This window comes from Rhizobiaceae bacterium, assembly GCA_023953845.1.
GTDB lineage: Bacteria > Pseudomonadota > Alphaproteobacteria > Rhizobiales > Rhizobiaceae > Arvimicrobium.
The window spans coordinates 106,972-133,014 of sequence record JAMLJC010000002.1; the positions used below are offsets into that span (position 1 = coordinate 106,972).

Sequence of the window (26,043 nt, forward strand, 5' to 3'; positions counted from 1 at the left end):
GAGCGGATGTCGGGCAAGATACTCATCGCAGGCGAGACGTGGTTCTCCACCTCCGTGCACACGAAGGGCTTCGACTCCTTCACCACGACGACCTTCCATGAGGGCTATTCCTTCCTCAAGGCCGCGCTCGAAGCGAGCGGCTACGAAGTCGACGTCATCGAGAACCATGTGGCCCCGGTGAAGTTTCCCGAGACCGTCGAGGCTCTGAAGCAGTATTCTGCAATCATCCTGAGCGATATCGGCGCCAACACGCTGCTGCTGCATCCGAAGACATGGCTGCAGTCGGAGCGCGCCGTCAACAAGCTGGACGCGATCGCGGGCTATGTCCGTTCGGGCGGCGGACTGATCATGGTCGGCGGCTATCTCACTTTCACCGGCATCGAGGCCAAGGGGTGCTGGAAGGACACGGTCGTCGAGGCCTGTCTGCCCGTGCGTCTGATGGCGAGCGACGACCGACGCGAACATCCGGAAGGCGTCGTGGGCGAGATTGTAAAACCCTCCCATCCCGTGCTCGCAGGAATCGAAGGCCCGCTTCCGGCCGTTCTCGGCTACAACCGGGTCAGCCTTGCGCCAGGGGCCGAACTCCTGGCGACCGTCGATGGCGATCCGCTGATTGCCGTGGCTGAGGTCGGAAAAGGCCGCAGCGCCGTGTTCACCTCGGATTGCAGTCCGCACTGGTGCCCGACGGAGTTCGTAAACTGGCCGGGTTATGGTCAGATCTGGTCCAACCTCTGCGCCTGGACGGGCCGGCAATAGTTCGGGCGGCGCATGGCGATGATCGACATCATCCATGATTGCGACCCCGGCAACGACGATGCGTTGGGCATTCTGGTCGCGCTCGGTCATCCGCGTCTCAACCTGCTCGCGGTGACCACCGGCGCGGGCCATCTTGCCGCCGACAGGACCGCAATCAACGGCGCCATCGCCGTCGCAACGGCACGTCCGAAGGTCGCGCCGGTCTCCGCTGGCGCGGTCGGACCGCTGGTGCGCGATCGGCTGATCGCCCGCATCCTCGACATGGAAAGCGGCCTCGATGCCGAAAGGAACGATCTTGATCGCGTGCCGCTCGATGCGTTGCACTCAGTAGATCGCATCGCGGCCGAAGCGAATGCCAGCCCCGGACTGACGATCGTTGCGACGGGCCCGCTGACCAATCTCGCGCTGGCGTTGCGGCGCTATCCCGAAATCCGGAGCAGGATCGGCCGCATCGTCACACTCAGCGGCGCCTGGGGGCTGGGCACGAAGACCGCTGCCGCCGAGTGGAATATCCTCTGCGATCCCGAGGCCGCGGCGATCGTCTACGGTTCGGGTATCCCGATGACGATGGTGCCGGTCGACGCCAGCGGCACTGTCCCGATTACGGCGGCGCTGATCGACAATGTCGCACGGCTGCGCGGTCCAGCCGCGTCCCTGGCGGCCGAATTGCTGGCCTCGCTGGTCACCACCTACAGGCCGGGCGTCCTGGTGCCCCCGGAAATGCCGCTACACGATCCTTGCGCAATGCTCCTCGTCGCCCAGCCGAACATCGCAAGGACGGTGCCGGCGCGCGTCGACGTGGAAACGGCTCCTGGTCTGAACTACGGCCGCACCGTGGTCGACTTCGCGCTTCGCACGGACAAGCCGAACAACTGCGACGTGGTCATCGCCTTCGATGTTGAGGCCACCCACGCAGCCCTCGTTGGCGCGATCGGAGAGTTGTCGAGGCTTCAGCTTACCACTGAATTCGCGGCGGCTCACGCTGCAGATCTTTGATGTGCAAAATGAAAAGGGAACGGACATGACACTGATTTCAAAGAGCTTACGCGGCATGGCGGCCGGCATCTTCGCCCTGTCGTTGCTGGCCGGGCCGGTGGTGGCGCAGGACGAGTTCAGCGCCGTCTATGTGATGAGCGACAATCTCGGCGACATGGGATTCAACGACAACGCCAAGACCGGCTTTGACCGCGCGGAGGCGGAAGGCGCGAAAGTGCGTCTGCTGCAGGCCTCGCCGAGCGATCCGCAGCTTTGGCGCCAGAATCTCGAGGCGGTCTCGAATTCGGGCGAATGGAGCGTGATCTTCACCGGCCCGAACATGCATGACAACCTCGCCGCCGTCGCGCCGCAGCACCCCGAGCAGAAATATGTCTTCTTCGACGACCAGCTCGACCTGCCGAACGTGCTGTCCGTGAAGTATGCCCAGAACGAGGGCTCGTATCTGGCCGGCGTCCTTGCGGCGATCGCCGCCACGGACAAGGCGACGTTCCCGCTTTCTTCAGGCGAACCGAAGATCGCCGTCGTCGCCGGCATGGACCTGCCGGTGATCCAGGATTTCATCGTGGGCTTCAAGCAGGGCGCCGCGACCGTCGTTCCGGACATCGAGGTGCAGGTTATCTTCATCGGCAGCTTCAACGACGCCCAGAAAGCATACGACCTGACGAAGGCGGCGATCGAGAACGGCGCCAACGTCGTCTACAACGTCGCGGGTCCGGCCGGCCTCGGCATTCTCAAGGGCGCAGCCGATGCGGGCAAATACGCGATCGGCGTCGACTCCGACCAGAACGGCCTGCATCCGGACAACGTCATCGCCTCCATGCTGAAGCAGATCGGCAATTCGATCTACGACTCGATAGGCCAGATCCGCGCGGGCAAGGCGGACTTCGGCAAGCTCAAGATCTATGGTCTCGCCAACGAAGGCGTCGGTCTCGTCTACAACGACAAGCTCGTGCCCGACGCCGTCAAGGCGAAGGTCGACGAAGCGAAGGCCAAGGTCGTCAAGGGCGAACTGAAGGTCGATACCGCCTTCAAATGATGGCTTGATGCGTGACGGGCGAGGAATACGCTTCCCGCCCGTTCCGCCTGCTTTCCGGATGCGAGATGACCAACACGGACGACATATTGAGGCTGTCGGCGATCGCCAAGACCTTCGGCGAGAAGGTCGCGTTGAAGCACGTCGACCTCGACGTCAAGCGTGGCGAAGTGCACGTCATCTGCGGCGAGAACGGCGCCGGCAAGTCGACGCTGATGAACATCCTCGCCGGCATCCACCAGCCTTCCTCCGGCTCTATCGTGCTCAACGGCCGGGAAGTGACCATCGCCGATCCGATCGAGGCGAGCCGGCTCGGCATTGGCATGGTGCATCAGCATTTTACGCTCGTCCCGTCCATGAGCGTCGCCGAGAACGTCTTTCTCGGCCGGCATGTCCGCAAATGGGGCATCTTTTCCGACAAGGCCGCGATGGTGGCGCGCACCCGCGACCTGATCGCACGCTACCGCTTCGGCCTCGACGCCCAGGCGGTGGTCGGCACGCTTTCGGTCGGTCAGCGGCAGCGCGTGGAGATCCTGAAGGCGCTCGCCTTCGATGCGGAACTGCTGATCCTGGACGAGCCGACGGCGGTGCTGACCCCGCCGGAGGTCGACGAACTGATCGAGGTCATCGCCGGGCTGAGAACGCTCGGGCGCACGATCCTGTTCATCACGCACAAGCTGCGCGAGGTGAAGGCCGTCTCGGATCGCGTGACGGTCATCCGGCATGGCGAGAGCATCTCGACCCATGCGACGAAAACCGTGAGCGAAGCCGACATCGCCCGCGACATGGTCGGCCGTAACGTCTTTCTCGTCGGGCGCGGCACCGATGACAGGCCGCGCGCCTTTGGTCCGCCCGTCTTGGCGCTGAAAAATGTCAGCATGACCAACGCTTCCGGGCGTCTGCTGCTCAATGACGTCTCCCTCGAAGTACGTGCCGGCGAGATCGTCGGTATCGCCGGCGTCGACGGAAACGGCCAGACCGAACTGTCGGAGGCCATCGCCGGGCTGATGGAGATCCAGGCCGGTTCGATCATGCTCGGCGGCAAGGACATCACCGGCTTCAGCGTACCCGAACGGCAGCGTGCCGGCATGGGCTTCGTGCCGGAAGATCGCCTGGATCGCGGCCTTAGCAGGACCATGTCGGTCGCGGAGAACGTCGCCGCCAGCAACTATCGCCGCGCGCACCTCAAGAGGGGCGGACTGGTCGATCAGAACCGCATCGAGGCATTTGCAAGCGAGAAGATCAAGGAATTCGACATCAGGGGCGCCGCCCCTTCGACGCCGGTCGGCTGGCTTTCGGGCGGCAACATGCAGAAGGTGGTCATCGCGCGCGAACTCAACCGCGATCCCGACCTTCTGATCGTCTGCCAGCCGACGCGTGGGCTCGACGTCGGCGCGTCCGAATTCATCTATGCTCGCATCATGACGGCCGCCGACCGGGGCAGGGCGGTGCTGCTGATCTCCTCGGAATTGTCCGAGGTGTTCGCGCTCTCCGACCGCATCGGCGTCATGTATTCGGGGCAGTTGTTGCGCGTGATCGACAGGAAGGATGCCGATGAAGTGACTGTCGGCGCGCTGATGAACGGTTCGCTCGAGGCGGCGGCATGATGTCGACCCGTCTCGCGAACTCCTTTCGTGCGATGTACGCGCCTGTCGCGGCCATCCTGCTCACGCTTGCGCTGGGCTTTCTGCTTGTCGTGGCCGTCACGGATGATCCCGTCCGCGCCTATCGCGACCTTCTGTTCGCGAACTTCGATTCGCTGAGCAATTTCGCGCTGTTCCTCAACCGCGCAACGCCGCTGACGCTGATCGCGCTAGGCGTGATCTTTTCGTTTCGGGCAGGCATCTTCAATGTCGGCGGCGAGGGTCAGCTCTACGCCGGCGCGATCACCGCGACGGTGGTCGGCGTCATGCTGGCCGGCCTCCCGGCGATCGTCCTCCTGCCTTTGGCCATCGCGGCGGGCATTCTTGCCGGTGCTTTCCTGGGCTGGATACCGGGCGTGCTGAAGGTTCGCTTTGCCGTCGACGAGGTGGTGACGACGCTGATGTTCAACATCATCGTGTTGCTCCTCACTTCATATCTCTCGAACCAGGTCATCCGCGACACCAAGAGTTATGGCGCCGTGAGCGAGATGGTGCCGCAGAAGATCTGGTTGCCTTCGCTCCCCGGCGTGCCGGGCGCGACGAACGGCATAATAGTCGCGGTCATCCTGGCCCTGGTCACGTGGCTTGTGCTCTTCCGCACGGAATGGGGTGCGCAGCTTCGCGCTTCCGGCACCAATCTGCGTTTCGCCAAGGCGGTTGGCATCCCGGCCGGCCAGCGCATCATCACCGCGATGCTGATCGCCGGCGGTTTCGGAGGTCTCGCCGGAGCACTCTACGTGCTGGGCATCGGCCATCGCTTCGAGCAGAATTTTTCGCCGGAATACGGGCTTGTCGGCCTGACCTGCGCGCTGCTCGCGCGCATCCATCCCATCGGGGCGCTCGCGACGGCCATCTTCTACGCGATGATGATCAACGGCTCCGCCTATATGCAGATCTCGACGGATGTGCCCCGCTCGCTGGTCGATCTGCTGACCGGTCTTCTGGTGCTTCTGATGACCGCGCGGCTGACCGTCGCCGGGGCGAGGGGCCGGTCATGAACCTCTCATCGTTCCTCGCCTCGGTCCTCGAGCAATCAGCGCCTATCCTGCTGGCCGCGCTCGCCGCGATGATCACGCTCCGCGCGAACATACTCAACGTCGCGGTGGAAGGCATGATGCTGGTGGCAGCCTTCGTCGCCATCGCCGTCGGCAACGCGACCGGCAGCGCCGCGCTCGCCTTCTTCGCCGCCGTCATTGCCTCGATCGTGATGTCCCAACTGCTGGCGCTGATGACGCTACGCTTCTCCGCCGATTTCATCGTCGCCGGCCTCGGCATCAATCTGCTGGCCGCGGGCGGCAGCCTTTTCGCGCTGGAATGGTTCTACCGCAGCCCCGGCGGCCTGCGGCCCATCACCTTTCCCGACATATGGCATGTGCCCGCGGGCAGCCTGTCCTTCCTGCCGGTGATCGGACCGGCGATCGAAGGGCAAAGCATCATCCTGCTGCTCGCCTTCCTCGCCATCCCGCTGTCCGCGCTGTTCCTTTACAATACGCCGACCGGCGCCTATCTGCGTGCCGCCGGCGAGGACGAACACGCTGCGCGCTCGGCGGGTATCAAGGTCGCGCGGATGAAGGCGTTGTCGCTGGCGATCAGCGGTCTTTTCGCAGGGCTTGCCGGCGCGCAACTCGCCATGGACAAGCTGCATTTCTTTCTGCCGGACATGACGAACGGCAGGGGCTTCATCGGCCTGGCCGCGACGCTGTTCGGGAGCGGCCATCCATGGGTCACCGCAGCCGCCTCGGTGCTGTTCGGCTTCTTCGGTGCATTGGGCGACAGGCTTCAGGCCTTTGCGATTCCGTCGCAGTTCGTGCTCATGCTGCCCTATGTGGCAGCGATCGCCGGCCTCACCTTTGCGAGGTGGCGCATTCATGTCCGCAGCCGCCCGGCCCGGATCGTGGCGAAAGAGGCCAGTTCATGACGATCGCCGGCAGAGATCAGGACTTCGTCTTTCGCGTCGGGGGACACGAGCCCAGACTGCGCGTGGCGCAGGGAGAAGCATTCACCGTCTTCACCGAGGACTGCTTTTCAGGCCGCCTTGCAACCGTGGAAGGCAAGCCGCGCGAGGTGGCGCCCTATCCGCGTGTCAATCCGCTGACCGGTCCGATCCATGTGGAGGGTGTCTCGGCAGGCGACATCATCGCGATTCGCCTGATCGCGCTCGAACCCGCGCGCGATTGGGGCGTGGCGACCATCTCGCCGGATTTCGGCCTTCTCTCCGGCACGCGCGCCAACCCGAACCTGCAGCAGCCGCAGGACGAGCACGTCTGGATCTGGCGGCTTGCCGCCGATCGTTCCACGCTGGAGACTCCGACGAAGGACGGCCGCACGCTGCGCGTCCCCTATCGTCCGTTTCACGGGACGCTGGGCGTCGCGCCCGCGCATGGCGAGGTTCGGCTGGCGGTCGCTCCCGGCGATTTCGGGGGCAATCTCGACATTCCCGATCTCGGTCCGGGGGCTACGCTTTATGTCAGGGCGAATGTCGCCGGCGCGCATGTCTATATCGGCGACGGCCATTATGCGCAGGGCGACGGCGAGATCGCCGGCACTGCAATCGAAGGCGCCTTCAACACGACTTTGAAGTGCGAACGCGTCGAGATGGACGACGCCTTCGACTGGCCGCGCTTCGAGAACGATCGTGTCATCGGGGTGATCGGCTGCGCGCGCCCGCTGGACGACGCCTGCCGTATCGCGGTCGCAGGGCTTGTCCGCTGGGTGGCTCGCCGCGCCGGTCTTGCGCTGCACGATGCGCATCAGCTGGTGACGCAGCGCTGCCGGCTTCGGATCGGCAATCTCGTCAATCCGTCCTTCAGCGTGATGTGTTCGATCGACAAGCACGCTCTGCCGACGTGATTGCGCGCCCAGGCAGCGTTTTGCTGACGCCGGTGGCCTGACGATCGGCACGGACTTACCTCGCGCTCTGTACGGTCGGAGCCAGCTACACGGCACCCGCATTGCCTTCAGTGCTTCTGCGGCACCGATTTTTCCCTGATGCCACCAAATTTCGCAAAAACGTCTCTCATCAGTAAGTCTACAAATTTTATAGATTTTATCCCGACCGGCGATGTCCGCTGGGTGTCGAGGCGGAAATCAGCCTCATGCAAAAAGGGGTAGACTTATGAAAAAGGTGCTCTTGGCCGCCCTTGCAGGGCTCTCCCTGGCCATGTCGCTCTCGATCGCCAGCGCGGCTGACGACAAGAAGGTCGTCATAGCTTACCAGACAGGCTCGGTGCCGTACTTCGTCGGCATCGCCAACGGCGATTTCGCCAAAAAGACCGGTTGGGATATCGAGTTCCGCCGCTTCAATTCGGGCGCCGAAATTTTCGCCGCCATCGCCTCCGGCGACGTGCAGGTCGGCGATGTGGGCTCCAGTCCTTTCGCGGCCGCCGTAAGCCGGGGGATCGACGTCAAAGGCTTCTTCATTTCCTTCGTTTCCGGTGACGGCGAGGCACTCGTGGTGCGTCCGGGCATCGAGACGCCGGCCGATCTCAAGGGCAAGAAGCTCGCTGCCGCGCCTGTTTCGACCGACCACTATCAGTTGCTCGCGGTGCTCAAGCAGGAAGGAATTTCCGAGCAGGAAGCGCAGGTCATAGCCATCCCACAGCCGGAAATCGTCGCGGCGTGGAAGCGCGGCGACATTGACGGCGCCTTTGTCTGGGACCCGGCGCTCACGGAACTCAAGAAGGACGGCAAGGTCCTGCTGACGTCAGGGCAGGTTGCCAAGCGTGGGGCGCCGACCTTCAGCGCGATCGTCGCAACCGGTCCGTTCCTCAAGGAGCATCCTGATTTCATCACGCAATACACGCATCTGGTGGAGGGTTATTTCCGCTCGTATGCAAGCGATGCGGCCGCTTGGGGCGTCGATTCCGAGAACGTCAAGCTGATCTCGGACCTCCAGGGCGGAACGCCGGCAAACGTCGTCGAACAGTTGAAGGCGACGATCGGAGTGCCCCCACTGGAGGAGCAGACTTCCGACAAGTGGCTCGGCGGCGGTGAAAACAGCGGTGTCGCGAAGATACTGAAAGACACGGCGTACTTCCTCAAGGACCAGAAGAAGATCACGGCCGTCAAGGACAGCTACGCCGAGTTCGCCAATCCGCAATACGCCGAGGCGGCCAAGACCCTGTCGAACTGATCTGCCTCCCAAGGCGTCAATGGGGGCGCGGCCCGACCAGCGGTTGGCCGCGCCCTCCGATGCGGAGAAAACAAATGCTTGAGGTTCGCGAAGCCAGTGTCGTCTTCCTGGCGTCCGACGGCAGCAGTGTGCAGGCGCTGGACCGCGTGTCGCTGGACCTGCCTCCGGATTCCATCGTTGTGGCCGTGGGCGCATCGGGTTGCGGAAAATCCACCCTGCTCAATACGATTGCCGGTTTCCTGCCGCTGACGGAGGGCTCGATCAGGCTGGACGGGGAGCCCATCGAGGGACCGGGCGGGGATCGCGGGGTCGTTTTCCAGAAGGACACGCTTCTGCCCTGGGGGTCTGTCCTCGACAACGTCGCCCTCGGGCTCAGATACAAAGGCGTCCCGAAGCGGGAGCGCCACGAGCGGGCTCGCGAACTGCTGGGTCTCGTCGGGCTGGCGGACTTCGGGAACAGGCCACCCTACGAGCTTTCGGGCGGCATGCGTCAGCGCGTCGGCATCGCGCGGGCGCTCGCCACCGAACCGAAGATCCTGCTCATGGACGAGCCGTTCGGAGCCCTGGACAGCCTGACGCGCGAGACGATGCAGCAGTTGCTTGCCCGCATCTGGGCGCAGACCGGCAAGCAGGTTCTCTTCATCACGCATTCGATCGAGGAGGCGCTGCTTCTCGGCACGACGATCGTGGTCATGTCGCCAAGGCCCGGCCGCATCGTGGCGCGCTTCGACGCCGACTTCGTGCGCGACTTTGCGAGATCCGGCGAGATCGGACCGATCGTCTCGCGGCCGCGTTTCGTGGAACTGCGCGAGGAGATCCGGGCGCTCATCCACAATCCTCCCGTTTCCGGACATGGAGCGCTGCAATGACGATAACGGCAGACCTTCCGCTCGATCTCGCGCCCGCGATCCGCAAGCTTCCGGGTCTTCGACCGGCGAAGCCTTCCCGCGAGAAAGGCACGATCCTGATCGGTCTCGCCACCTTCGCGGCGCTGGTCGGCTTCTGGTTCGCGGCCAGTCACTTTGGATGGGCCTCACCGCTTTTCCTGCCGTCGCCTGCCGAGGTCGCCGCCCAGTTCCGGGTCGTCGCGCAGGACGGCTACGCCGAAGGCACGCTTGCCACGCATCTCGGCTCAAGCCTCTGGCGCATCGGTATGGCTCTGGCCCTGGCGATCTTTGTCGGCGTGCCGCTTGGCCTGACCATGGGCATGAACCGATGGGTGCGCGGCGTCTTCAGCGTTCCGATCGATCTCTATTGGGGCTTGCCGCCGCTGGCCTACCTGCCGCTGCTGATCATCTGGCTCGGGATCGACGAGACGTCGAAGGTCTTGTTGCTCACGCTCGCCACTTTTGCGCCGGTATGCTTTTCGGCCCAGGCCGGCGTGCGCTCCGTACCCGTCGAGCGCATCAACGCGGCTCGCTCTCTTGGCGCCAACCGCCTGCAGATATTCGGCACTATCATCCTGCCGTCGGCTCTGCCGGAAATATTGACCGGCCTCCGGATCGCCATCGGCGCTGGCCTGTCGACGCTGGTGGCGGCCGAGCTGATCGCGGCAAGATCGGGCGTCGGCTACATGATCATGTCAGCCGCGAACTTTCTCGCCACCGACATCGTCTTCGTCGGGCTGATCGTCATCGCCGCCCTCGCTTTCAGCCTGTCCGCCGGCATGCGCTGGCTGGAGCGACGGCTCGTGCCCTGGAAGGGCAAGCTCTGATTTCCCGAATTCCACGTCAAAAAGGAATATCTTATGTCGAAAGCACCGGATCTCTACTGGTACCTCCCGACGCATGGCGACGGCCCCTATCTCGGCACGGACGAGCGCCATCGCCCGGCAACGCTGGGTTATCTCGGCGAAATAGCCAGGGCCGCCGACCGTCTCGGCTTCAAGGGCGTATTGCTGCCGACGGGAACGCGCTGCGAGGATGCGTGGATAGTCGCAGCCGCTCTGATCCCGCAGACCGAAAGGCTGCGGTTCCTCGTGGCGCTCAGGCCGGGCAGCGGAACGCCCGGGCTGTTTGCCCGCCATGCAGCGACCCTGGATCGCATTTCCGGCGGCCGCGTTCTCGTCAATGTGGTCACAGGCGCCGACCCTGCGGATCTCGCGGGCGACGGCAACAAGCTGTCGCATGCCGAGCGCTATGCGCAGACGGACGAGTTCCTCACCATATGGCGACGCATCCTGTCGGGCGAGCCGGCGGATTTCGAAGGCAAGTATCTTTCCGCCCACGGCACGGACATTTCCTTCCCGCCGGTTCAGCAGCCATACCCGCCGCTATGGTTCGGGGGGTCGTCGGATGCGGGCATCGAGGTCGCGGCCAAGCACATCGACGTCTATCTCAGTTGGGGCGAGCCGGTTGAGCAGCTCAGGGAAAAGTTCGATCGCGTACGGGGGCGCGCCGCCGCCCTTGGGCGCAGCGTTCGCTTCGGCCTGCGCATCAACCTGATCGTCCGGGAGACCGAGGAAGAGGCATGGGCCGCTGCCGACCGTCTCATCAGCCGCGTGACGGACGACCTCATCGCCGAGGCACAGCACCAATTCACCAGTGTTTCCGAATCCGTCGGCCAGAAGAGGATCTCGGCGCTTCATCAAGGCCGACGCGACAAGCTGGTGGTGGCGCCAAACCTCTGGGCCGGCCTCGGCCTGGTGCGCGGCGGAGCGGGCACGGCGCTCGTCGGCAGCGCCGAGAACGTCGCGGCCCGCATCCGGGAATATCAGGACATCGGTGTCGAGACGTTCATCACGTCGGCCTATCCGCATCTGGAGGAAATCTTCAACGTTTCCGAACTGCTGTTCCCGGCGCTTGGGCTCGATGGAGAGGCAGCGCCTCCGGAACGGGGATGGGATCTGGAGTTCGGGCGAGGGGGCGCCCCCGGCGTTGTCGCGGCGACAAGACGACAGGCCGCCGGGTGAAGGAGACAGCGATGTCGCATGCGACGGTAGTGGGGTTCTCGGGAAATATCACGCGCCCCTCCAGAACATTCGCCTTCGTCGATCACGTCGTGCGGGACATCGCCAGAGCGACGGGTCTGGCGGGACGGACCTACGATATCGAGGATCTCGGTCCGTCGCTTCTGCAGGCCCGGAGTGCGAGCGACCTCGACGCGCAGGCAAAAGACATAGTCGAGCGGATCATAGGGTCGGATGTTCTCGTCGTCGGGTCGCCGACCTACAAGGGCAGCTACACCGGACTGTTCAAGCACGTCTTCGACCTGATCGAGCCGGCTGCCTTACGGGGCAAGCCTGTCGTGCTGACGGCCACGGGTGGCGGCGACCGGCACGCGCTGATAGCCGAACATTCGCTCCGGCCCCTGTTCGGCTTCTTCGAGGCGCTTGCCCTGCCTACGGCGATATACGCATCAGACCGGGATTTCGTGGACGGCAAAGTCGTTTCCGACGCCACCCTGCACAGAGTTTCACAGGCGGTCGGTCAGGCTGAAACGGCTTTGAGGTCCATCAAGGATTTCGCACTTGCTGCGGAATGACCGGCGTCGAACTCCGAACCTGCTGCTGAACGCCTGGCCCGGCTTATCCAGACTCGGGCGTCTCGTGAGCGCGCTCAATCCGGCGCGAAGACCGATTTCACAGCGGCTGCCGTCTGTCCGGCGATTATGTCGGCTTCCTCCCGGGACAGGCAGAGCGGCGGCGCGAAGCCCAGAATGTCGCCCTGCGGCATGGCCCGGCCGATGACGCCGCGCTCCAGAAGCGCCGCGGCCACCTGCGCGCCGATTTTCCTTGCCGGGTCGAAGAAGGTGCGATCGTCGCGGCCCTCGACGAACTCCACAGCCGCCATCAGGCCGTCCCCGCGCACCTCGCCGACATTCGCATGGCCGCCGACGGCGTCCGCAAGCGCCTTGCGGAAATAGGCCCCGACCTCGCCCGCGTTTTTCACCAGTTCGAGCGAGTCGATCAGCTCCAGATTGGCGATGCCGGCCGCCGCGCAGATCGGGTGCGCCGAATAGGTCCAGCCGTGGCCGATCGGCCCCAATCGATCGGACCCCTGCACCAGCACGTTCCAGACCTTGTCCGACACGATCACGCCCGACAGAGGCGCATAGGCCGAAGTCAGACCCTTGGCGATGGTGATGAGGTCGGGCCTGATGCCGTAGTGGTCCGAACCGAACATCGTGCCCAGACGTCCGAAGCCGGTGACCACCTCATCGGCGACGAGCAGGACGTCGTATTTCATCAGCACGGCCTGTATCTTCGCCCAGTAGCCGGCCGGGGGCGGAACGATGCCGCCCGTCCCGAGAATCGGCTCCCCGATGAAGGCGGCGACGGTGTCCGGCCCCTCGGCGAGGATCAACTCTTCCAGCCTGTCGGCGCAGAATTGCGAGAACTGCTCCTCGCTCATCGAGCGGTCTTCCCGGCGGAAATAACAGGGTGCCTCCGTGTGCAGGATCGGCGCGCGCGGCAGGTCGAAGGCGTTGTGGAAGAGATGCAGGCCGGTCAGCGATCCGGTCATGACGCCGGAGCCGTGATAGCTGCGCCAGCGCGAGATGATCTTTTTCTTCTCGGGCCGGCCGAGCACGTTGTTGTAATACCAGATCAGCTTGATGTTGGTTTCGTTGGCATCCGATCCCGACAGGCCGAAATAGACACGGCTCATTCTCGCCGGCGCGCGGTCAATGATCATCTTGGCCAAGGTGATCGACGCTTCGGTGCCGTGGCCCGCATAGGCGTGATAATAGGCGAGCTCCTTCGCCTGCGCGGCGATGGCCTCGGCGATCTCGGTGCGTCCGTAGCCGACATTGACGCAGTAGAGCCCGGCGAAGGCGTCGAGGCTTGTCTTTCCGTTGGTGTCGGTGACGTAGACGCCTTCGCCGCCGGTGATCACGCGGCTGGCGGATTCGCCTCGGGCATGGGTGCCCATATGGGTCGAGGGATGGAAGAAGTGATCCCGGTCCCAGGCGTTGAGTTCGTTCGATCTGTCAAGCATGGGGCAATTCCTCGTGTTCAGGCCACGTCGATGCAGAGGTATTTGAGGTCGGTGAAGGCTTCCAGGCCGTGGCGAGAGCCTTCGCGGCCAAGGCCTGATTGCTTGACGCCGCCGAACGGCACGGGCGCGCCGGTGATCTTGACGCGGTTGATCGCAACCATGCCATAGTCGAGAGCCCGGCCCATGCGAAGCTGCCGCGCGCCGTTCTCGGTGACGACATAGGCGACGAGACCGTATTCGGTGTCGTTCGCGCGGGCCAAAACCTCGTCTTCCGTATCGAAGGAGGTCACGGCGGCGACCGGTCCGAATGTCTCTTCGCGCATGATGAGTGCGTCGTCCGGCACGTCCGCAAGCAGCGTCGGCCGATAGAAGAGCGGACCCGCCGGATGGCGTTTCCCGCCCGCCAGCAGCCGTGCGCCTTTCGCAAGCGCATCGGCCACGTGTTCCTCCACCTTGGCCATCGCGCGGGCATGCATGAGCGGCCCGACCTCGACGCCGGCTTCGAGGCCTGAGCCGACCTTCAGGGTCTCGATACGGGCGGCGAAGGCTTCGCAGAAGCGCGCATAGAGCGGACGCCGGATATAGATGCGGTTGGCGGCGAGGCAGTCCTGCCCGGACGTGGCGAACTTGGCGTCGAGGGCGATCTTTACCGCCCTGTCGAGATCGGCGTCGTCGAAGACGATCAGCGGGGCATGGCCGCCCAGTTCCATGATGAGGCGCTTCATCGTGGGCGCGCATTTTGTGGTGATCAACCTTCCGATCTCCGTCGAGCCCGTAAAGCTCATGGCGCGGACGCGGGCATCGGCGCACAGGCGTCCGACGATGGTCGCGGCGTCGCCCGTCACCACGTTGAACACGCCGGCCGGCAAGCCGGCCCGTTCCCCGAGTTCTGCCAGGGCAAGGGCGGAAAGGGGCGTCTCGGAGGACGGATGTGCGACGACGGTGCAGCCAGCGGCGAGCGCGGCGGCGGCCTTGCGGGTCAGCATGGCGGAGGGGAAGTTCCACGGGGTTACGATCCCGGCGACGCCGACCGGCTCGCGCCGCACAATCATCTCCGCATCGGGCAGATGGCTGGTGACGCTCTCGGCGTTCATCCGTTTCGCCTCCTCCGCATACCACTCGACAAAGGAGGCGGCGTAGTCGATCTCGCCTCGCGATTCGGCTATCGGCTTGCCCTGCTCGACAGTCATCAGCAGCGCCAGGTCCTCTCTGGCTTCGAGCATCAGCCCGTGCCAGTTCCGCAGGATCGCGGCCCGCTGCTGCGGCAGCAGCGCGCGCCATTCCGGGAAAGCGCGTTGCGCGGCGTCGACGGCCGCATCCGTGTCGGCCGCATCGAGGGCGGCCACCCAGGCAATGGTGGCGCCTGTGGCCGGATCGGTGACCTCGAAACTGCGCGCGCCGCTTCCGGCGGTCCAGCGCCCCTCGACATAACCGAGCTCGCGCAGCAGGCGACGGTCGGTCAGGGCGTCAAGGCCTTCGCCGCGGATCGCGGGTGCAAACATCGCCGGCATGAAAACCTCCCTACTTTCCAGGAGAGTCTAGGCAATCAGCCGTAGAGAATGCGCCCAAATGCGAAGGCGCGGGCGGCAATGCGGACCAAAACGGCCGCCCGAACCAGAGAGATCGTCTATTCCTCCGCGTCCGTCGCTAGCCAGCCAACCGGCATGGCGTCTTCCTTGACGGTGCGCGTAACGATGTAGGTGAAATAGCGGTCGATGCCGATCTCGCGCTCCAGCAGTCCGTCGACCAGCCGCTGGTAGGTATCGATGTCGCGGGTCACGACCTTCAGGATATAGTCCACGCCGCCGCCGACCGCCCAGCAGGCGACGACTTGCGGCAGATCGCGGATCGCGCGCTCGAAGCGGTCGAAATCGGCCTGGCGGTGGCTTCCGAGCGTCACTTCCATCAGCACGCTCGCGATCACACCGATGGCGCGCAACTCGATCCTGGCGTGATAGCCCCTGATGATCCCGGCCTTCTCGAGCTTGCGCAGCCTGAGCCAGCAGGGCGTAGGCGAGAGGCCTACCTTCTCCGCGAGCGCCAGCTTGGTTATGCGGCCGTCCCGCTGGACCGCGTCGAGGATCTTCAGATCGATCGCGTCGAGCCGCGGGCTGGTCATGTCAGCAGCCTGCCGGATGCCGCGCAGAGACTTCGGACACGCGCATCACCCGACCTCCACCGCGACTACGCTTGCGCAATCGCCCGCCTTGACGAGGCCGGGGAAGTGTCGGGCAGTCAGGATGCCCGTCATTTTCGCCCTGATCTCCTGCGGGGCGAGACCCGTGCGCGATACCTGATGGATGCGCGCGACGACCTGACCTTCCGTCACCGTCTCGCCGAGATCGGCCGTGGTCTCGATCAGCCCGTCTTCCTCGGCGAAGCAGAAGCAGTCCCCCGATGGCATGTCGAGCCAGCGGGTCGGCTGCCGGTCGACCTGGCCGGAGAGGATGCCGGCATGCTTCAACACATTGGCGACGCCGCGGCGCGCGATGCGAACAGTGGCCGCAGTCGAGGTGCCGCCGCCGCCGAGCTCTGTCGTGACGAAAACCTTGCCCATCTCTTCGGCGGCTGTGTCGTACATGCCGACGGCGTCGATTTCGAGCATCTTGACGGAGTAGGGCGCGGAGAAGGCCTCCACGGCCGCGAACGCCCGCTTCGACAACGCCTCGTCGGGCAGGATATGCGCCGCGCAGAACGGGATGAAGTCGAGTGTCTTGCCGCCCGAGTGGAAATCGATCACCAGATCGGCGCGCGGCAGGAGTTCGCGCTGGAAATAGTCGGCGATTTTTTCCGTTACAGTGCCGTCCGGCCGGCCGGGGAAGGAACGGTTCATATTGCCCTTGTCAATGGGCGAGGTGCGGGTTGCAGCCCGGAACGCCGGATAATTCATCGCCGGGACAATGATCACAGCGCCACGGATGTCCTCCATCCTCAGGGTCCGCGCCAGTTCGAACAGCGCGAGCGGTCCCTCATATTCGTCGCCGTGGTTGCCGCCGGTCAGCAGCGCGGTCGGCCCCTCGCCGTTGCGCACGACCGCGATCGGGATCATCACCGACCCCCATGCCGAGTCGTCGCGGCTGTGAGGAAGGCGCAGATGGCCGTGCCGGACGCCATCGCCGTCCGGATCGATGGTCGGGGAGATCGGTGACGGACGCCTGGCCTTCTGTGTCATGCTCAGTCTTTCACCACCAGCTTGCGGGGGACGTTTGCCAGGCATTCGACGCCAGTCTCGGTAATCAGGATCGATTCCGTGATCTCGAGCCCCATGTCCTCAAGCCACAGTCCGGTCATGAAATGGAAGGTCATACCGGGCGTGAGTTCGGTGCGGTCGCCGGGGCGCAGGCTCATGGTGCGCTCGCCCCAGTCCGGCGGGTAGCTGAGTCCGATCGAGTAGCCGGTGCGGCTGTCCTTGACGATGCCGTACTTCTTCAGCACCGCGAAGAAGGCGTTGGCGATGTCCTCGCACGCATTGCCGGGCTTCGCGGCCGCAAGGCCCGCCTCCATCCCCTCCAGCGTCGCCTTCTCGGCATCGAGGAAGGCCTGCGTCGGCTTGCCGAGGAACACGGTGCGTGACAGCGGGCAGTGGTAGCGGTTGTAGCAACCCGCGATCTCGAAGAACGTGCCCTCGTTCGCCCTCATGGGCTTGTCGTCCCAGGTGAGATGCGGGGCGGAGGCGTCCTCGCCCGACGGCAGCAGCGGCACAAGCGCCGGATAGTCGCCCCCGATCCTTCCTTCGGCGCTCTCCACGCCGCGGATGCCGGCGTCGTAGATCTCGGCGACGAGGTCGTTCTTGCGCATACCGACCTCGACCTTGTCGACGATACGCTGGTGCATGGCCTCCACGATGCGCGCGGCCCTGCGCATATAGTCGATCTCGGTCGGGCTCTTGATGGCGCGCTGCCAGTTCACCAGTGCGGTCGCATCGAGGATGCGCGCATTCGGCAGATGCTTCTGAAGGGACAGGAAGGCGGCGGCCGAGAACCAGTAATTGTCGAGCTCGACGCCGATCGTCAGCCCGTCCCAGCGCCGCTCGGCGAGTACCTGCGCGAGGTAGTCCATCGGATGCCGCTCGGTCGACTGCACATAATGGTCGGCGTAGGGCACGATGTTTTCCTCGCTCAGCCAGGCCGTGCGGCGCGCGCCGTTGGCATCCTGACCGCGGCCATACCAGACGGGCTCGCCGTCCGGCGGAACGATGACGGCCTGGTGCACGTAGAACGACCAGCCGTCATAGCCCGTCAGCCAATGCATGTTGGAGGGATCGCTGACGATCAGCAGGTCGATGCCTTTCGCCTCCATGGCGCGGCGCGTCTTCGCCAGCCGATCCGCATATTCCTGCAAGCTGAAGCGGAGGTTTGGTTTCATTCTCTGGAGCATTCTGCACCTGCCTTGGCCTGCTCAACTTTCGAAAACGGTGCCGGCATCGGCCGCCCGGGCGCGGTCTCGCGCCAGCGTGGCGATGGCCGTGTCCTGTACGCCCGTCCCGGTCAGGTCGCAGACCGTGATGTCCGAGGCCGAGTGGCGACCCGGCGCGAGGCCGGCGACGATCTGCCCGAGTTCCGGGAAGTTCGTCGCCGCGCCGATCAGTCCGGCCGTGATCGCGTGGTGCAGTTCGCCAAGCCGTCGGGTCTGCTTCAGGCTGTCGGCGACGTAGAGGTCCGCGCGTGCGAGCGCGGCCGGCTCGATCTCGTTCTTGTGCTCGGCGTCCGAGCCCATCGCCGTGACATGCTGACCTGGCGACAGCCAGTCCGCCTTCAGGATCGGCTTTTCGGCCGGCGTGGTGGTGACGACGATGTCCGCGCCGGAAACGGCCTGCTTCGGGTCCGTCCCGGCGCGTACGAGGATGCCCAGTTCCTCGCACAGCCTTGCGGCCAGCGTCTCTGCCTTTGCCGCAGCTCGCGCACAGATACGCGCTTCCACGATGGGCCGCACTAGCGTCAGCGCCTTGAGCTGGAGTCGCGCCTGTACGCCCGCGCCGAAAATCGCGGCTATCGCCGCGTCTGGCCGCGCCAGGTGTTTTGCCGCCACCGCTCCGGCTGCGGCCGTGCGAACATCGGTCAGATAGCCGTTGTCGAGCAGCAGCGCCTCGACCAGCCCGGTCCCCGCGGAAAGCAGCACCATCATCCCGTTGACGCTCGGCAGGCCGAGCTTCGGATTGTCGAAGAAGCCGGGGCTGATCTTGATGGCGAAGCCGTCGACGCCCGGCACATAGGCGGTCTTGACGTCGACTTCGCCGCGATGCTCGGGAATATCCAGCCGCAGGATCGGCGGCATTGCGACGGGCAGCGTCGCCAGCGCCCGGAAGGCGTTCTCCACGCAGTCGACCGCCGCTATGTCGAGCGGCACGATCTTGCGAAGGTCTGCTTCGGTCAGGATGGTCATCCGGCTCATGCGGCAGGTCCTTCCTCGCGCCACGTTCCGCACACGATGCTGCGGTGCAAATCCATGTCGATGTTGCGTCCCGAGACGAGGACGACCGTTTCCCCGTCGGGCCTCACCTTGCCGGCGAGGATGGCGGCGATTCCGACGGCTCCCGCGCCTTCGACGACTTCGCGCTCCTGTCGATAGGCGTGCGTGATCCCGGCCGCGATCTCCGCCTCGGTGACGAGGACGACGCCGTCGAGCAGGCTGCGGCACATGTCGAAGGTGAAGCGGTTGGCGAGGCCGATCCCGCCTCCGAGCGAATCCGCCAGGGTGGGCAGTTCCTCCACCGGAACGGGCCGGCCTGCGTCGAGGCTTGCCTTCATGGCCGCGCCGCGCTCCATCGAGACGCCGATGACGCGCGTCGCAGGCGAGAGGCCCTTGACCGCCGCGGCGACGCCCGCTGCCAGCCCGCCGCCGGAAAGCTGCACCAGCACCGTCCTGACCCCGGGCACGGCCTCCACGATCTCCAGCCCGATTGTGCCTTGTCCCGCAATCACGCCGGCATGGTCGAAGGGAGGCACCATGACGAGGCCTTCTGCCGCCACGAGCCGGTCGACCTCCTCCTGCGCGTCGTCCTGGCTGCTGCCGACGATGCGGATGTCGGCGCCGAGACGGCCTATCGCGGCGAACTTGTTCCCGGGCACCAGCCGCGACATGCAGACAACTGCGCGCACACCTTCCAGCCTGGCCGCATGGGCCAGCGCGCGGCCGTGGTTGCCGGTCGAGGCGGCGATCACGCCGCGCCGCTTTTCCTCGGCGCTCAGTTGCGCGACCGCGTTGGTCGCGCCGCGAAGCTTGAAGCTGCCGGTGGTCTGGCGGTGCTCCAGCTTCAGGTGGACGGGAAAGCTCGTGATTTCCGACAGGGAAGGGGACCTGACGGTCGGTGTCGCCTCGATTCTCCCGGCGATCCGCCGCCGTGCGGCTTCGATGTCGGCGAGGGCGACCGCGCTCATTCCGCCGTCTCCAGGCGATAGGGTGCGGCGGCATCTGCCACCCAATCCGCGAGGCTGCGGGCGAAGCTGCGCGGCACCAGAAGATCGCAGGCGTTCGCAGCCCTGCGCAACAAAAGCACTGGAACGTGATGGAAGCCGGTTTGGACGGCGCGCCCCGGCGCCGAATGAGGCGCATCCCAGTCGACGGCCACGCACGCCCCGAGGACGTCGAAGATATGCGTTCCGCCCAGCCTGAGCCGTACCCGGCTCTCGCCCAGCGATACCGAGCAGCCTAGTTCCGGATCGATCGGCGGCGGCGTTGATGTTCCGTCTCCGACGAGCCAGATCCGGCGCGGTGCGATGCGGATCGCCAGCCATCCGCGCAGAACGGCGGTCTCCCCGCATGCAGCCGGCAGCGCGCCTCCCAGTTGATGCGACAATCCGGTCTCGAAGGCCGCTGACCAGCCGTCGAGTTGAACGATCGCGCAAGGCTCGGTCGACATATGGAAACGGGTCTCAGCCATGGAGCCGTTCCCCCTGCGGATCGAGGAAGACAGGCGAGACGATGCGGGCGCGGACGGTTTCGTTCTTCACGGTATGGACCGCCAGCACCTCCTCCCCCTCTGCTGCGATATCGCCGGCGAGCAGGCCAAGTCCGATATAGGTGCCGAGTGTCGGGCTATAGGTGACGGAGGTGACGCGACCTCGGCCATGACCCTTCACGGCGTCGTCCGGCCTGAACAGCGCCGCCCCGCCGGTCAGGCGCTTCCCCGGCTCCGCGCATTCCAGTCCGACGAGGCGCTGCCGGTCGGCATCGTGGAAGGCCGGTCGGCGGCGCAGCACGTCGCCGACGAAGCCAGCGCGCTTCCCGACGATCCGGCCGAGGCCGAGATCGTCCAGCGTGGTGCGTCCGTCGATCTCCGGGCCGGCGACATGACCCTTCTCGACGCGCAACGCGCCGAGCGCCTCGACGCCATAGGGTTTCAGCCCGAACGGCCCGCCCGCCTCGATCAACCGGCTCCAGACTCTCTCGCCCACGCTTGCTCCGGCATAGACCTCGTAGGCCCGTTCGCCGGAATAGCTCAGCCGGATGATCCGCAGCGCCCGGCCTTCGAACTCGCCTTCGATCACGCCCATATGCGGGAGCGCTGAGTTCGAGACGTCGAGCGCCGGAAAGGCGGCGGCAAGAATCTCACGACTATTCGGCCCCGCCACCGACATCGCAGCCCATTCGTCGGTGACTGATGTGACAGCGACACGCAAATCCGGCCATGCCGTATCGAGCAGGAATTCGAGACGAGACAGCACGTCGGCAGCCCTGGCCGTCGAGGTGGTCATGAAGAAGCGTTGTTCGTCAAGCCGCGTGGTGGTGCCGTCGTCGTAAACGATACCGTCGTCGCGCAGCATGACGCCATAGCGGGCACGGCCTACTGACAGTTTCGCAAACCCGTTGGCGTAGACGCGATCGAGGAAGGTCGCGGCGTCCGGTCCCTGCACGTCGATCTTGCCGAGCGTGGAGATGTCCATAAGGCCGGCAGCCTCGCGCACGAAACGCATCTCGGCGACATAGGCTTCGTTCACGTCGCGACCGGACGCGCGGTAGAAGTATGGCCGCATCCAGAGCCCGACCTCCAGCATCTCGGCCCCATTCGAGGCGTGCCAGTCGTGCATCGGCGTACGGCGGACGGGCCTGAAGTGATGACCGGTCGCACGGCCTGCGAGCGCGCCGATGGCGACGGGCGTGTAGGGCGGACGGAAAGTGGTGGTCCCGATGTGGGGAACAGCGACGCCGCGCAGGGCGGCCATCGCCGAAAGCGCGGCAAAGTTGCTGGTCTTGCCCTGGTCTGTCCCCATGCCGAGCGTCGTATAGCGCTTCAGGTGCTCGACCGATTCATAGCCCTCGCGATGGGCGAGCGCGATGTCGTCGGCGGTCACGTCCATCTGAAAATCGACGAATGCCTTTTTCCCCCGTCCCGCAGCGGGAACGTCGCGGAAGGGAGCGGCAGGCGCTTCCTCGGCCTCGAACCAGAGGGGGGCCTGCGCGGCGGCCGGCCTTCCGTAGAAGGAAGCGGCCTCGACGCCGGCCCGATGCCCGGTCTCGATCGCCTCGGCCGTGGTGAAGCCGCCCGCCATCGCCCCGACGGCGAACAGGCCGGGCTGGAGGCTGCCCGGAACGAAGGCGTCGATGTCTTCGCGATAGACGGGCCGGACGCCCAGATGCGAAGCGAGATGGACGGTCGGCGACCAGCCGCCGGAGACGCAGACGAGGTCGCAGGCGACATCTTCCTCCGCTCCCGGTCCAACAAGCACGGCAGCCCTGACCGCCCGGCGGCCACGAATATCGGCGATACGCGTACCGGCGCGAACCGCAATGCCACGACGGGAGGCTTCCACCTGAAGGGTGGGCGAAAGGTCGGGGCGCGGGTCCGCAATGACGACCTCCGCGCCTGCGGTGGCGAGATCGAACGCGGTGCGCCATGCGCCGTCATTGGTCGCGGCGACGACGGCCTTCCTGCCCGGCAGGACGGCGAAGCGGTTGAGGTAGGTACGCGCCGCCGATGCGAGCATGACGCCCGGCCTGTCGTTGTTGGAAAACACCAGCGGCCGCTCGATGGCGCCCGCTGCGAAGACGATCGCGCCGGCGCGCAGGATCGTCACCGTCTGTCGTGGCTCCCGCACGGGGTGTCCCCGATGTCGTCCGACGAGGCCTAGCACCCTGCCGTCATAGCTGCCGAAGACAGTCGTCCGCCGCATCAGCGTGACGTTGGGAAGGCCAGCCAGTTCGGCTTCCATCGTTTTGAGCCATGCCGCTGCCTCGCTGTTGGCCTGTTCCGACAGGAGCTGTCCGCCGAAAAGAAAATCCTGCTCGATCAGCACAATTTTCGCGCCAGCTTCGGCCGCGGCGCGCGCGGCCGACAGCCCCGCCGGACCGCCTCCCACGACAGCGACATCGGCAAAGGCGTGGCGAACCTCGTAGCGGTCGGGGTCAGGCTCCGTGCCGGCCTTGCCCAGCCCGGCCGCCCTGCGGATGAAATGCTCGTAGAACATCCATGCGCGCCGCATCGGTCCCATGAAGGTCTTGTAGTAGAAGCCAGCAGACAGGAACGGCGCGAACAGCCCGTTGATGCTCTGGACGTCGAAGGCGAGCGAGGGCCAGCGGTTCTGGCTTTCCGCCACGATGCCGTGCGTCAGCTCCAGCGTGGTCGCGGGCAGGTTCGGCTCGCGCCGACCGCCGGCGCCGATGGTGACGAGCGCGTTGGGCTCGGCGGCGTCCGCCGCGAATATGCCGCGCGGCCGATGGTACTTGAAGCTGCGGCCAACGAGGGAAACGCCGTTGGCGAGCAGCGCCGAGGCGAGCGTGTCGCCTTCGAATCCGCCCAGCCTGCGGCCGTCGAAGGAGAATTCAACGGGACGGGTACGGTCGATGAGGCCGCCCTCGGGCAATCGTGTGGCACCGGCGGTCATGCGGGCGACTTTCTGGCGAGGGCAACGGAGGAGATCACGTGGCTGCGCGTGTCGCGCTCGACCACCAGCCATTGGCGGCATCCCATGACATGCTGCCAGTGTTCCCGATGTGGTCCCGGCTGATTGTCGCGGACGAAGACGTAAGCGTACCAGGCCTCGAAATCCGGATCGTCATATGCCGGGCGAGGCACCGACGCATCGCCGCCGTAACGGAATTCGTCGTGGTCGCGCGTGCCGCAGCAGGGACAGTCTATGCGAAGCATGATCCTGACGCTCCTATTGCAGCCAGGCGAAGGGGCCGGCTCCGGCCTCGTCGAGCATGGCGCCCGTGCGGAAGCGGTCGAGCCCGTAAGCGGCTACAAGCGGATGCGCCTTGCCGGTGGCGATGGTGTGGGCAAAACACCATCCGGAGGCGGGTGTCGCCTTGAAGCCGCCGTAGCACCAGCCGCCGTTGAGGTAGAGGCCGTCGACCGGCGTCGGGCAGATGATCGGACTTGCGTCCGGCGTCATGTCCATCACGCCGCCCCAGTGGCGCAACAGCCGCACCCGCGAGATGCACGGCATCAGCGCGATCGCCGCCTCCGCCACCTCGCGCACCACGCCGAGATTGCCGCGCTGGGCGTAGGAGTTGTAGCCGTCGAGGTTGCCGCCGAAGACCAGCCCGCCCTTGTCCGACTGGCTGACGTAGAAATGATCCGCCCCGTAGGCGACGACATGGTCCACCATCGGCTTCAGCGGCTCGGTGACGAAGGCCTGCAGCACGTGGCTTTCGATCGGCAGCTCCAGCCCGGCCTTCCGGCCGAGCACGGAGGTATGGCCGGCGACGGCAAGCCCCACCCTGCGGGCGGCGATCGCGCCTCGCGTCGTCTCGACGCCGACGATGCGCTCGCCCTCGCGCAGGAAGCCGGTCACCTCGCAGTTCTGGATGATGTCGACACCGTGGCCGTCGGCGGCGCGCGCATAGCCCCAGGCGACCGCGTCGTGGCGCGCGGTGCCGGCGCGACCTTGAAGGATTGCGCCGTGGATCGGAAAGCGCGCGGTTTCCGAGAAGTCGAGATAGGGAACGAGACGGCGGACCTCGTCGCGATCGAGGATTTCGGCGTCTATTCCGTTCAACCGCATGATGTTGGCGCGATGGCTGAAGCCGTCGAGCTGATCGGCCGAATGGGCGGTGACGATCTGTCCGCGCTGCGAGAACATGACGTTGAAGTTCAGCGCCCGCGACATGCCTTCCCACAGATTCATCGAGAATTCGTAGAACTGGGTATTGCCGTCGAGCAGGTAATTCGAGCGGACGATGGTCGTGTTGCGGCCGACATTGCCGCCGCCAACATAGCCCTTTTCCAGCACGGCAACGTTGCGGATGCCGTGGTTCTCGGCGAGGTAGAAGGCGGTCGCCAGCCCATGTCCGCCGCCACCGACGATGACGACGTCATAGGCGCGCTTCGGTTCCGGCGCACGCCAGGCGCGCTGCCAGCGCCCATGTCCGGCAAGTCCGTTCAGCAGGAGGGAAAGAGCCGAGTAGCGTGCCACGATGCCTACCTGATGATCGGGCCGCCGGACGTGCGGGTGAGAACTTCCGCGCCGACCTCGGTGAGCAGCACGGTGTTGGAAACGAAATCGTCGCCGCGTCCCGTGCCCATCAGCCAGGAAAGGATGTGGAAGCTCATGCCGGTTTCGATGACGAGATCGGAATCGTGCCGCAGCCCGGTGACCGAATTGCCGCCGGTCCATGACGGCGGCTGGCCGACGCCGACCAGATAGCCGCAGTGATGGCGCCGGTAATGGGAAAGGCCGGCCTCGTCCACGATCGCCTGCCAGGCCGCGTACACGTCGCGGGCCTTCACTCCCGGTTTCAGCGCCTTCACCACGGCGCCGAAGGCACGGGCCGTCACGTCAGCCATCGCCGCGTCCTCGTCCTTGATCGAGCCGACGCGGACGAGCCGCCCGAGCGGGGCGTGATAGCGCGAGATGCAGCCCGACAGTTCGAGAAAGACCGGCTCGCCTGCGCGGTAGACACCGTCGCCCCAGGTCGTGTGCTCCTCGCCGAGCCGCGCCGCCGGGCGAATGAACGGTCCGAACCCCGGTGCATGGCCGCCGGCCCTGATCATCGCAGCCACGCATTCGGCGGCAACTTCCTGCTCGGCGGCGCCGTCGCGGATCGCCGCGATCGCTGCGCCCGCCGCTGCATCGGTGACGGCGGCGGCGCGGCGCATCAATGCCTGCTCCTCCGGGCTTTTCACGCGCCGCATTGCATCGACGAGGTTCGAAATGTCCTCCCAGCGGGCCGGAAACTGCCCTTCGAGCCTGAGCGCCAGACCGTGGCTGAGGCCCGAGGTCCAATATTCGAGGCCAATCCGCTTGCCGGCGAGCCCGAGTTCGACGAGTGCGCGGGCGGCGAGATCTGCCGCCGTCTCGCTGTCGGAGTGGCCGCGGAATTCGGCCGCGCGCACCTGTTTCTCGATGGTCACCCGCTCCATGGCGCGGGTGACCAGCACCGGCCTCCCGTCGAGCGGCACGATCAGCAGGTGCGGCGCGAAGTAGCCCCAATGATCGAGGCCGGTCAGATAGAAGATGTTCTCTGGCGAAGCGAAGACCGCGGCCTCGAGCTCTTGGGCCGCGATCCTTTCGCGCACGCGCGACAGGCGGCCGTCGATCTCGGCATCGGAAAAGGGATTGCGGTCCATCAGGCGGTCTCGTGATATCGGTGGGATTCGGAGTTTTG

The 26,043-nt window shown here is 65.6% G+C and carries 24 protein-coding genes; 12 read left to right on the forward strand and 12 right to left on the reverse strand.

The annotated features are described in order from the left end of the window. The first annotated feature begins 6 nt into the window (after nucleotides 1-6). From M9955_22700 to msuE, 12 genes are all read left to right on the forward strand, one after another. On the forward strand, nucleotides 7-756 hold the full coding sequence (locus tag M9955_22700; protein ID MCO5084451.1) for a glutamine amidotransferase: 750 nt from the start codon (nucleotides 7-9) through the stop codon (nucleotides 754-756). 12 nt (nucleotides 757-768) lie between these two features. After that, nucleotides 769-1,752 (forward strand): nucleoside hydrolase, encoded by a 984-nt coding sequence (locus M9955_22705; protein ID MCO5084452.1) that lies wholly within the window; start codon nucleotides 769-771, stop codon nucleotides 1,750-1,752. A 25-nt stretch (nucleotides 1,753-1,777) separates the two neighbouring features. Continuing rightward, nucleotides 1,778-2,788 (forward strand): BMP family ABC transporter substrate-binding protein, encoded by a 1,011-nt coding sequence (locus M9955_22710; GenBank protein ID MCO5084453.1) that lies wholly within the window; start codon nucleotides 1,778-1,780, stop codon nucleotides 2,786-2,788. A 65-nt stretch (nucleotides 2,789-2,853) separates the two neighbouring features. After that, nucleotides 2,854-4,392, forward strand: coding sequence for an ABC transporter ATP-binding protein (locus tag M9955_22715; GenBank protein MCO5084454.1), 1,539 nt, complete (start codon nucleotides 2,854-2,856; stop codon nucleotides 4,390-4,392). Further along, a complete protein-coding gene (locus tag M9955_22720; protein MCO5084455.1) occupies nucleotides 4,392-5,426 on the forward strand; it encodes an ABC transporter permease in 1,035 nt (344 codons plus the stop codon). Before M9955_22715 ends, M9955_22720 begins: the two co-directional genes overlap by 1 nt. After that, on the forward strand, nucleotides 5,423-6,346 hold the full coding sequence (locus M9955_22725; GenBank protein ID MCO5084456.1) for an ABC transporter permease: 924 nt from the start codon (nucleotides 5,423-5,425) through the stop codon (nucleotides 6,344-6,346). The genes M9955_22720 and M9955_22725 overlap by 4 nt, the downstream gene beginning before the upstream one ends. After that, a complete protein-coding gene (locus M9955_22730; protein MCO5084457.1) occupies nucleotides 6,343-7,278 on the forward strand; it encodes an acetamidase/formamidase family protein in 936 nt (311 codons plus the stop codon). The genes M9955_22725 and M9955_22730 overlap by 4 nt, the downstream gene beginning before the upstream one ends. 265 nt (nucleotides 7,279-7,543) lie before the next feature. Beyond that, nucleotides 7,544-8,560: a taurine ABC transporter substrate-binding protein gene (gene tauA / locus M9955_22735; GenBank protein ID MCO5084458.1), complete on the forward strand. Its 1,017-nt coding sequence runs from the start codon at nucleotides 7,544-7,546 to the stop codon at nucleotides 8,558-8,560. 74 nt (nucleotides 8,561-8,634) lie between these two features. Continuing rightward, nucleotides 8,635-9,429, forward strand: a complete 795-nt coding sequence (locus M9955_22740; GenBank protein MCO5084459.1) for an ABC transporter ATP-binding protein — start codon at nucleotides 8,635-8,637, stop codon at nucleotides 9,427-9,429. Then, nucleotides 9,426-10,274, forward strand: coding sequence for an ABC transporter permease subunit (locus M9955_22745; GenBank protein ID MCO5084460.1), 849 nt, complete (start codon nucleotides 9,426-9,428; stop codon nucleotides 10,272-10,274). The genes M9955_22740 and M9955_22745 overlap by 4 nt, the downstream gene beginning before the upstream one ends. A gap of 33 nt (nucleotides 10,275-10,307) precedes the next feature. After that, nucleotides 10,308-11,471 (forward strand): FMNH2-dependent alkanesulfonate monooxygenase, encoded by a 1,164-nt coding sequence (gene ssuD / locus M9955_22750; GenBank protein MCO5084461.1) that lies wholly within the window; start codon nucleotides 10,308-10,310, stop codon nucleotides 11,469-11,471. Nucleotides 11,472-11,482: 11 nt separating this feature from the next. After that, on the forward strand, nucleotides 11,483-12,043 hold the full coding sequence (gene msuE, locus M9955_22755; protein ID MCO5084462.1) for an FMN reductase: 561 nt from the start codon (nucleotides 11,483-11,485) through the stop codon (nucleotides 12,041-12,043). Nucleotides 12,044-12,117: 74 nt separating this feature from the next. On the opposite strand, the gene M9955_22760 is transcribed toward msuE, so the two are convergent. The 12 genes from M9955_22760 to M9955_22815 form a co-directional block, all read right to left on the reverse strand. Then, a complete protein-coding gene (locus M9955_22760; protein MCO5084463.1) occupies nucleotides 12,118-13,497 on the reverse strand; it encodes an aspartate aminotransferase family protein in 1,380 nt (459 codons plus the stop codon). Nucleotides 13,498-13,514: 17 nt separating this feature from the next. Beyond that, nucleotides 13,515-15,008: an NAD-dependent succinate-semialdehyde dehydrogenase gene (locus tag M9955_22765; protein MCO5084464.1), complete on the reverse strand. Its 1,494-nt coding sequence runs from the start codon at nucleotides 15,006-15,008 to the stop codon at nucleotides 13,515-13,517. A gap of 116 nt (nucleotides 15,009-15,124) precedes the next feature. Further along, nucleotides 15,125-15,616, reverse strand: a complete 492-nt coding sequence (locus M9955_22770) for an Lrp/AsnC family transcriptional regulator (GenBank protein MCO5084465.1) — start codon at nucleotides 15,614-15,616, stop codon at nucleotides 15,125-15,127. A 45-nt stretch (nucleotides 15,617-15,661) separates the two neighbouring features. Next, nucleotides 15,662-16,669, reverse strand: coding sequence for a N(2)-acetyl-L-2,4-diaminobutanoate deacetylase DoeB (gene doeB, locus M9955_22775; GenBank protein MCO5084466.1), 1,008 nt, complete (start codon nucleotides 16,667-16,669; stop codon nucleotides 15,662-15,664). 2 nt (nucleotides 16,670-16,671) lie between these two features. Continuing rightward, the gene (gene doeA, locus M9955_22780) at nucleotides 16,672-17,862 is read right to left on the reverse strand and encodes an ectoine hydrolase DoeA (protein ID MCO5084467.1); all 1,191 of its coding nucleotides are present in this window, start codon (nucleotides 17,860-17,862) and stop codon (nucleotides 16,672-16,674) included. A 33-nt stretch (nucleotides 17,863-17,895) separates the two neighbouring features. Continuing rightward, nucleotides 17,896-18,888 carry an ectoine utilization protein EutC gene (eutC, locus tag M9955_22785; protein MCO5084468.1) on the reverse strand — a complete coding sequence of 331 codons (993 nt, stop codon included), beginning with the start codon at nucleotides 18,886-18,888 and terminating at the stop codon, nucleotides 17,896-17,898. Continuing rightward, nucleotides 18,885-19,874 (reverse strand): hydroxyectoine utilization dehydratase EutB, encoded by a 990-nt coding sequence (gene eutB / locus M9955_22790; GenBank protein ID MCO5084469.1) that lies wholly within the window; start codon nucleotides 19,872-19,874, stop codon nucleotides 18,885-18,887. Before eutB ends, eutC begins: the two co-directional genes overlap by 4 nt. Next, nucleotides 19,871-20,377: a sarcosine oxidase subunit gamma gene (locus M9955_22795; GenBank protein ID MCO5084470.1), complete on the reverse strand. Its 507-nt coding sequence runs from the start codon at nucleotides 20,375-20,377 to the stop codon at nucleotides 19,871-19,873. The genes eutB and M9955_22795 overlap by 4 nt, the downstream gene beginning before the upstream one ends. Beyond that, nucleotides 20,370-23,318 (reverse strand): sarcosine oxidase subunit alpha family protein, encoded by a 2,949-nt coding sequence (locus M9955_22800; GenBank protein MCO5084471.1) that lies wholly within the window; start codon nucleotides 23,316-23,318, stop codon nucleotides 20,370-20,372. Before M9955_22800 ends, M9955_22795 begins: the two co-directional genes overlap by 8 nt. Beyond that, entirely contained in the window at nucleotides 23,315-23,581 is a 267-nt protein-coding gene (locus M9955_22805) for a sarcosine oxidase subunit delta (protein MCO5084472.1), read from the reverse strand. The genes M9955_22800 and M9955_22805 overlap by 4 nt, the downstream gene beginning before the upstream one ends. 13 nt (nucleotides 23,582-23,594) lie before the next feature. Then, nucleotides 23,595-24,851, reverse strand: coding sequence for a sarcosine oxidase subunit beta family protein (locus M9955_22810; GenBank protein ID MCO5084473.1), 1,257 nt, complete (start codon nucleotides 24,849-24,851; stop codon nucleotides 23,595-23,597). Nucleotides 24,852-24,856: 5 nt separating this feature from the next. Then, the gene (locus M9955_22815) at nucleotides 24,857-26,005 is read right to left on the reverse strand and encodes a Xaa-Pro peptidase family protein (protein MCO5084474.1); all 1,149 of its coding nucleotides are present in this window, start codon (nucleotides 26,003-26,005) and stop codon (nucleotides 24,857-24,859) included. Nucleotides 26,006-26,043 lie beyond the last annotated feature (38 nt).

Excerpts from the sequence above, each read along its gene's own strand:
- M9955_22700 (MCO5084451.1), top strand. The coding sequence starts at position 7 with ATGTCGGGCAAGATACTCATCGCAGGCGAGACGTGGTTCTCCACCTCC.
- M9955_22705 (MCO5084452.1), top strand. The coding sequence starts at position 769 with ATGGCGATGATCGACATCATCCATGATTGCGACCCCGGCAACGACGAT.
- M9955_22710 (MCO5084453.1), top strand. The coding sequence starts at position 1,778 with ATGACACTGATTTCAAAGAGCTTACGCGGCATGGCGGCCGGCATCTTC.
- M9955_22715 (MCO5084454.1), top strand. The coding sequence starts at position 2,854 with ATGACCAACACGGACGACATATTGAGGCTGTCGGCGATCGCCAAGACC.
- M9955_22720 (MCO5084455.1), top strand. The coding sequence starts at position 4,392 with ATGTCGACCCGTCTCGCGAACTCCTTTCGTGCGATGTACGCGCCTGTC.
- M9955_22725 (MCO5084456.1), top strand. The coding sequence starts at position 5,423 with ATGAACCTCTCATCGTTCCTCGCCTCGGTCCTCGAGCAATCAGCGCCT.
- M9955_22730 (MCO5084457.1), top strand. The coding sequence starts at position 6,343 with ATGACGATCGCCGGCAGAGATCAGGACTTCGTCTTTCGCGTCGGGGGA.
- tauA (MCO5084458.1), top strand. The coding sequence starts at position 7,544 with ATGAAAAAGGTGCTCTTGGCCGCCCTTGCAGGGCTCTCCCTGGCCATG.
- M9955_22740 (MCO5084459.1), top strand. The coding sequence starts at position 8,635 with ATGCTTGAGGTTCGCGAAGCCAGTGTCGTCTTCCTGGCGTCCGACGGC.
- M9955_22745 (MCO5084460.1), top strand. The coding sequence starts at position 9,426 with ATGACGATAACGGCAGACCTTCCGCTCGATCTCGCGCCCGCGATCCGC.
- ssuD (MCO5084461.1), top strand. The coding sequence starts at position 10,308 with ATGTCGAAAGCACCGGATCTCTACTGGTACCTCCCGACGCATGGCGAC.
- msuE (MCO5084462.1), top strand. The coding sequence starts at position 11,483 with ATGTCGCATGCGACGGTAGTGGGGTTCTCGGGAAATATCACGCGCCCC.
- M9955_22760 (MCO5084463.1), bottom strand. The coding sequence starts at position 13,497 with ATGCTTGACAGATCGAACGAACTCAACGCCTGGGACCGGGATCACTTC.
- M9955_22765 (MCO5084464.1), bottom strand. The coding sequence starts at position 15,008 with ATGCCGGCGATGTTTGCACCCGCGATCCGCGGCGAAGGCCTTGACGCC.
- M9955_22770 (MCO5084465.1), bottom strand. The coding sequence starts at position 15,616 with ATGACCAGCCCGCGGCTCGACGCGATCGATCTGAAGATCCTCGACGCG.
- doeB (MCO5084466.1), bottom strand. The coding sequence starts at position 16,669 with ATGACACAGAAGGCCAGGCGTCCGTCACCGATCTCCCCGACCATCGAT.
- doeA (MCO5084467.1), bottom strand. The coding sequence starts at position 17,862 with ATGAAACCAAACCTCCGCTTCAGCTTGCAGGAATATGCGGATCGGCTG.
- eutC (MCO5084468.1), bottom strand. The coding sequence starts at position 18,888 with ATGAGCCGGATGACCATCCTGACCGAAGCAGACCTTCGCAAGATCGTG.
- eutB (MCO5084469.1), bottom strand. The coding sequence starts at position 19,874 with ATGAGCGCGGTCGCCCTCGCCGACATCGAAGCCGCACGGCGGCGGATC.
- M9955_22795 (MCO5084470.1), bottom strand. The coding sequence starts at position 20,377 with ATGGCTGAGACCCGTTTCCATATGTCGACCGAGCCTTGCGCGATCGTT.
- M9955_22800 (MCO5084471.1), bottom strand. The coding sequence starts at position 23,318 with ATGACCGCCGGTGCCACACGATTGCCCGAGGGCGGCCTCATCGACCGT.
- M9955_22805 (MCO5084472.1), bottom strand. The coding sequence starts at position 23,581 with ATGCTTCGCATAGACTGTCCCTGCTGCGGCACGCGCGACCACGACGAA.
- M9955_22815 (MCO5084474.1), bottom strand. The coding sequence starts at position 26,005 with ATGGACCGCAATCCCTTTTCCGATGCCGAGATCGACGGCCGCCTGTCG.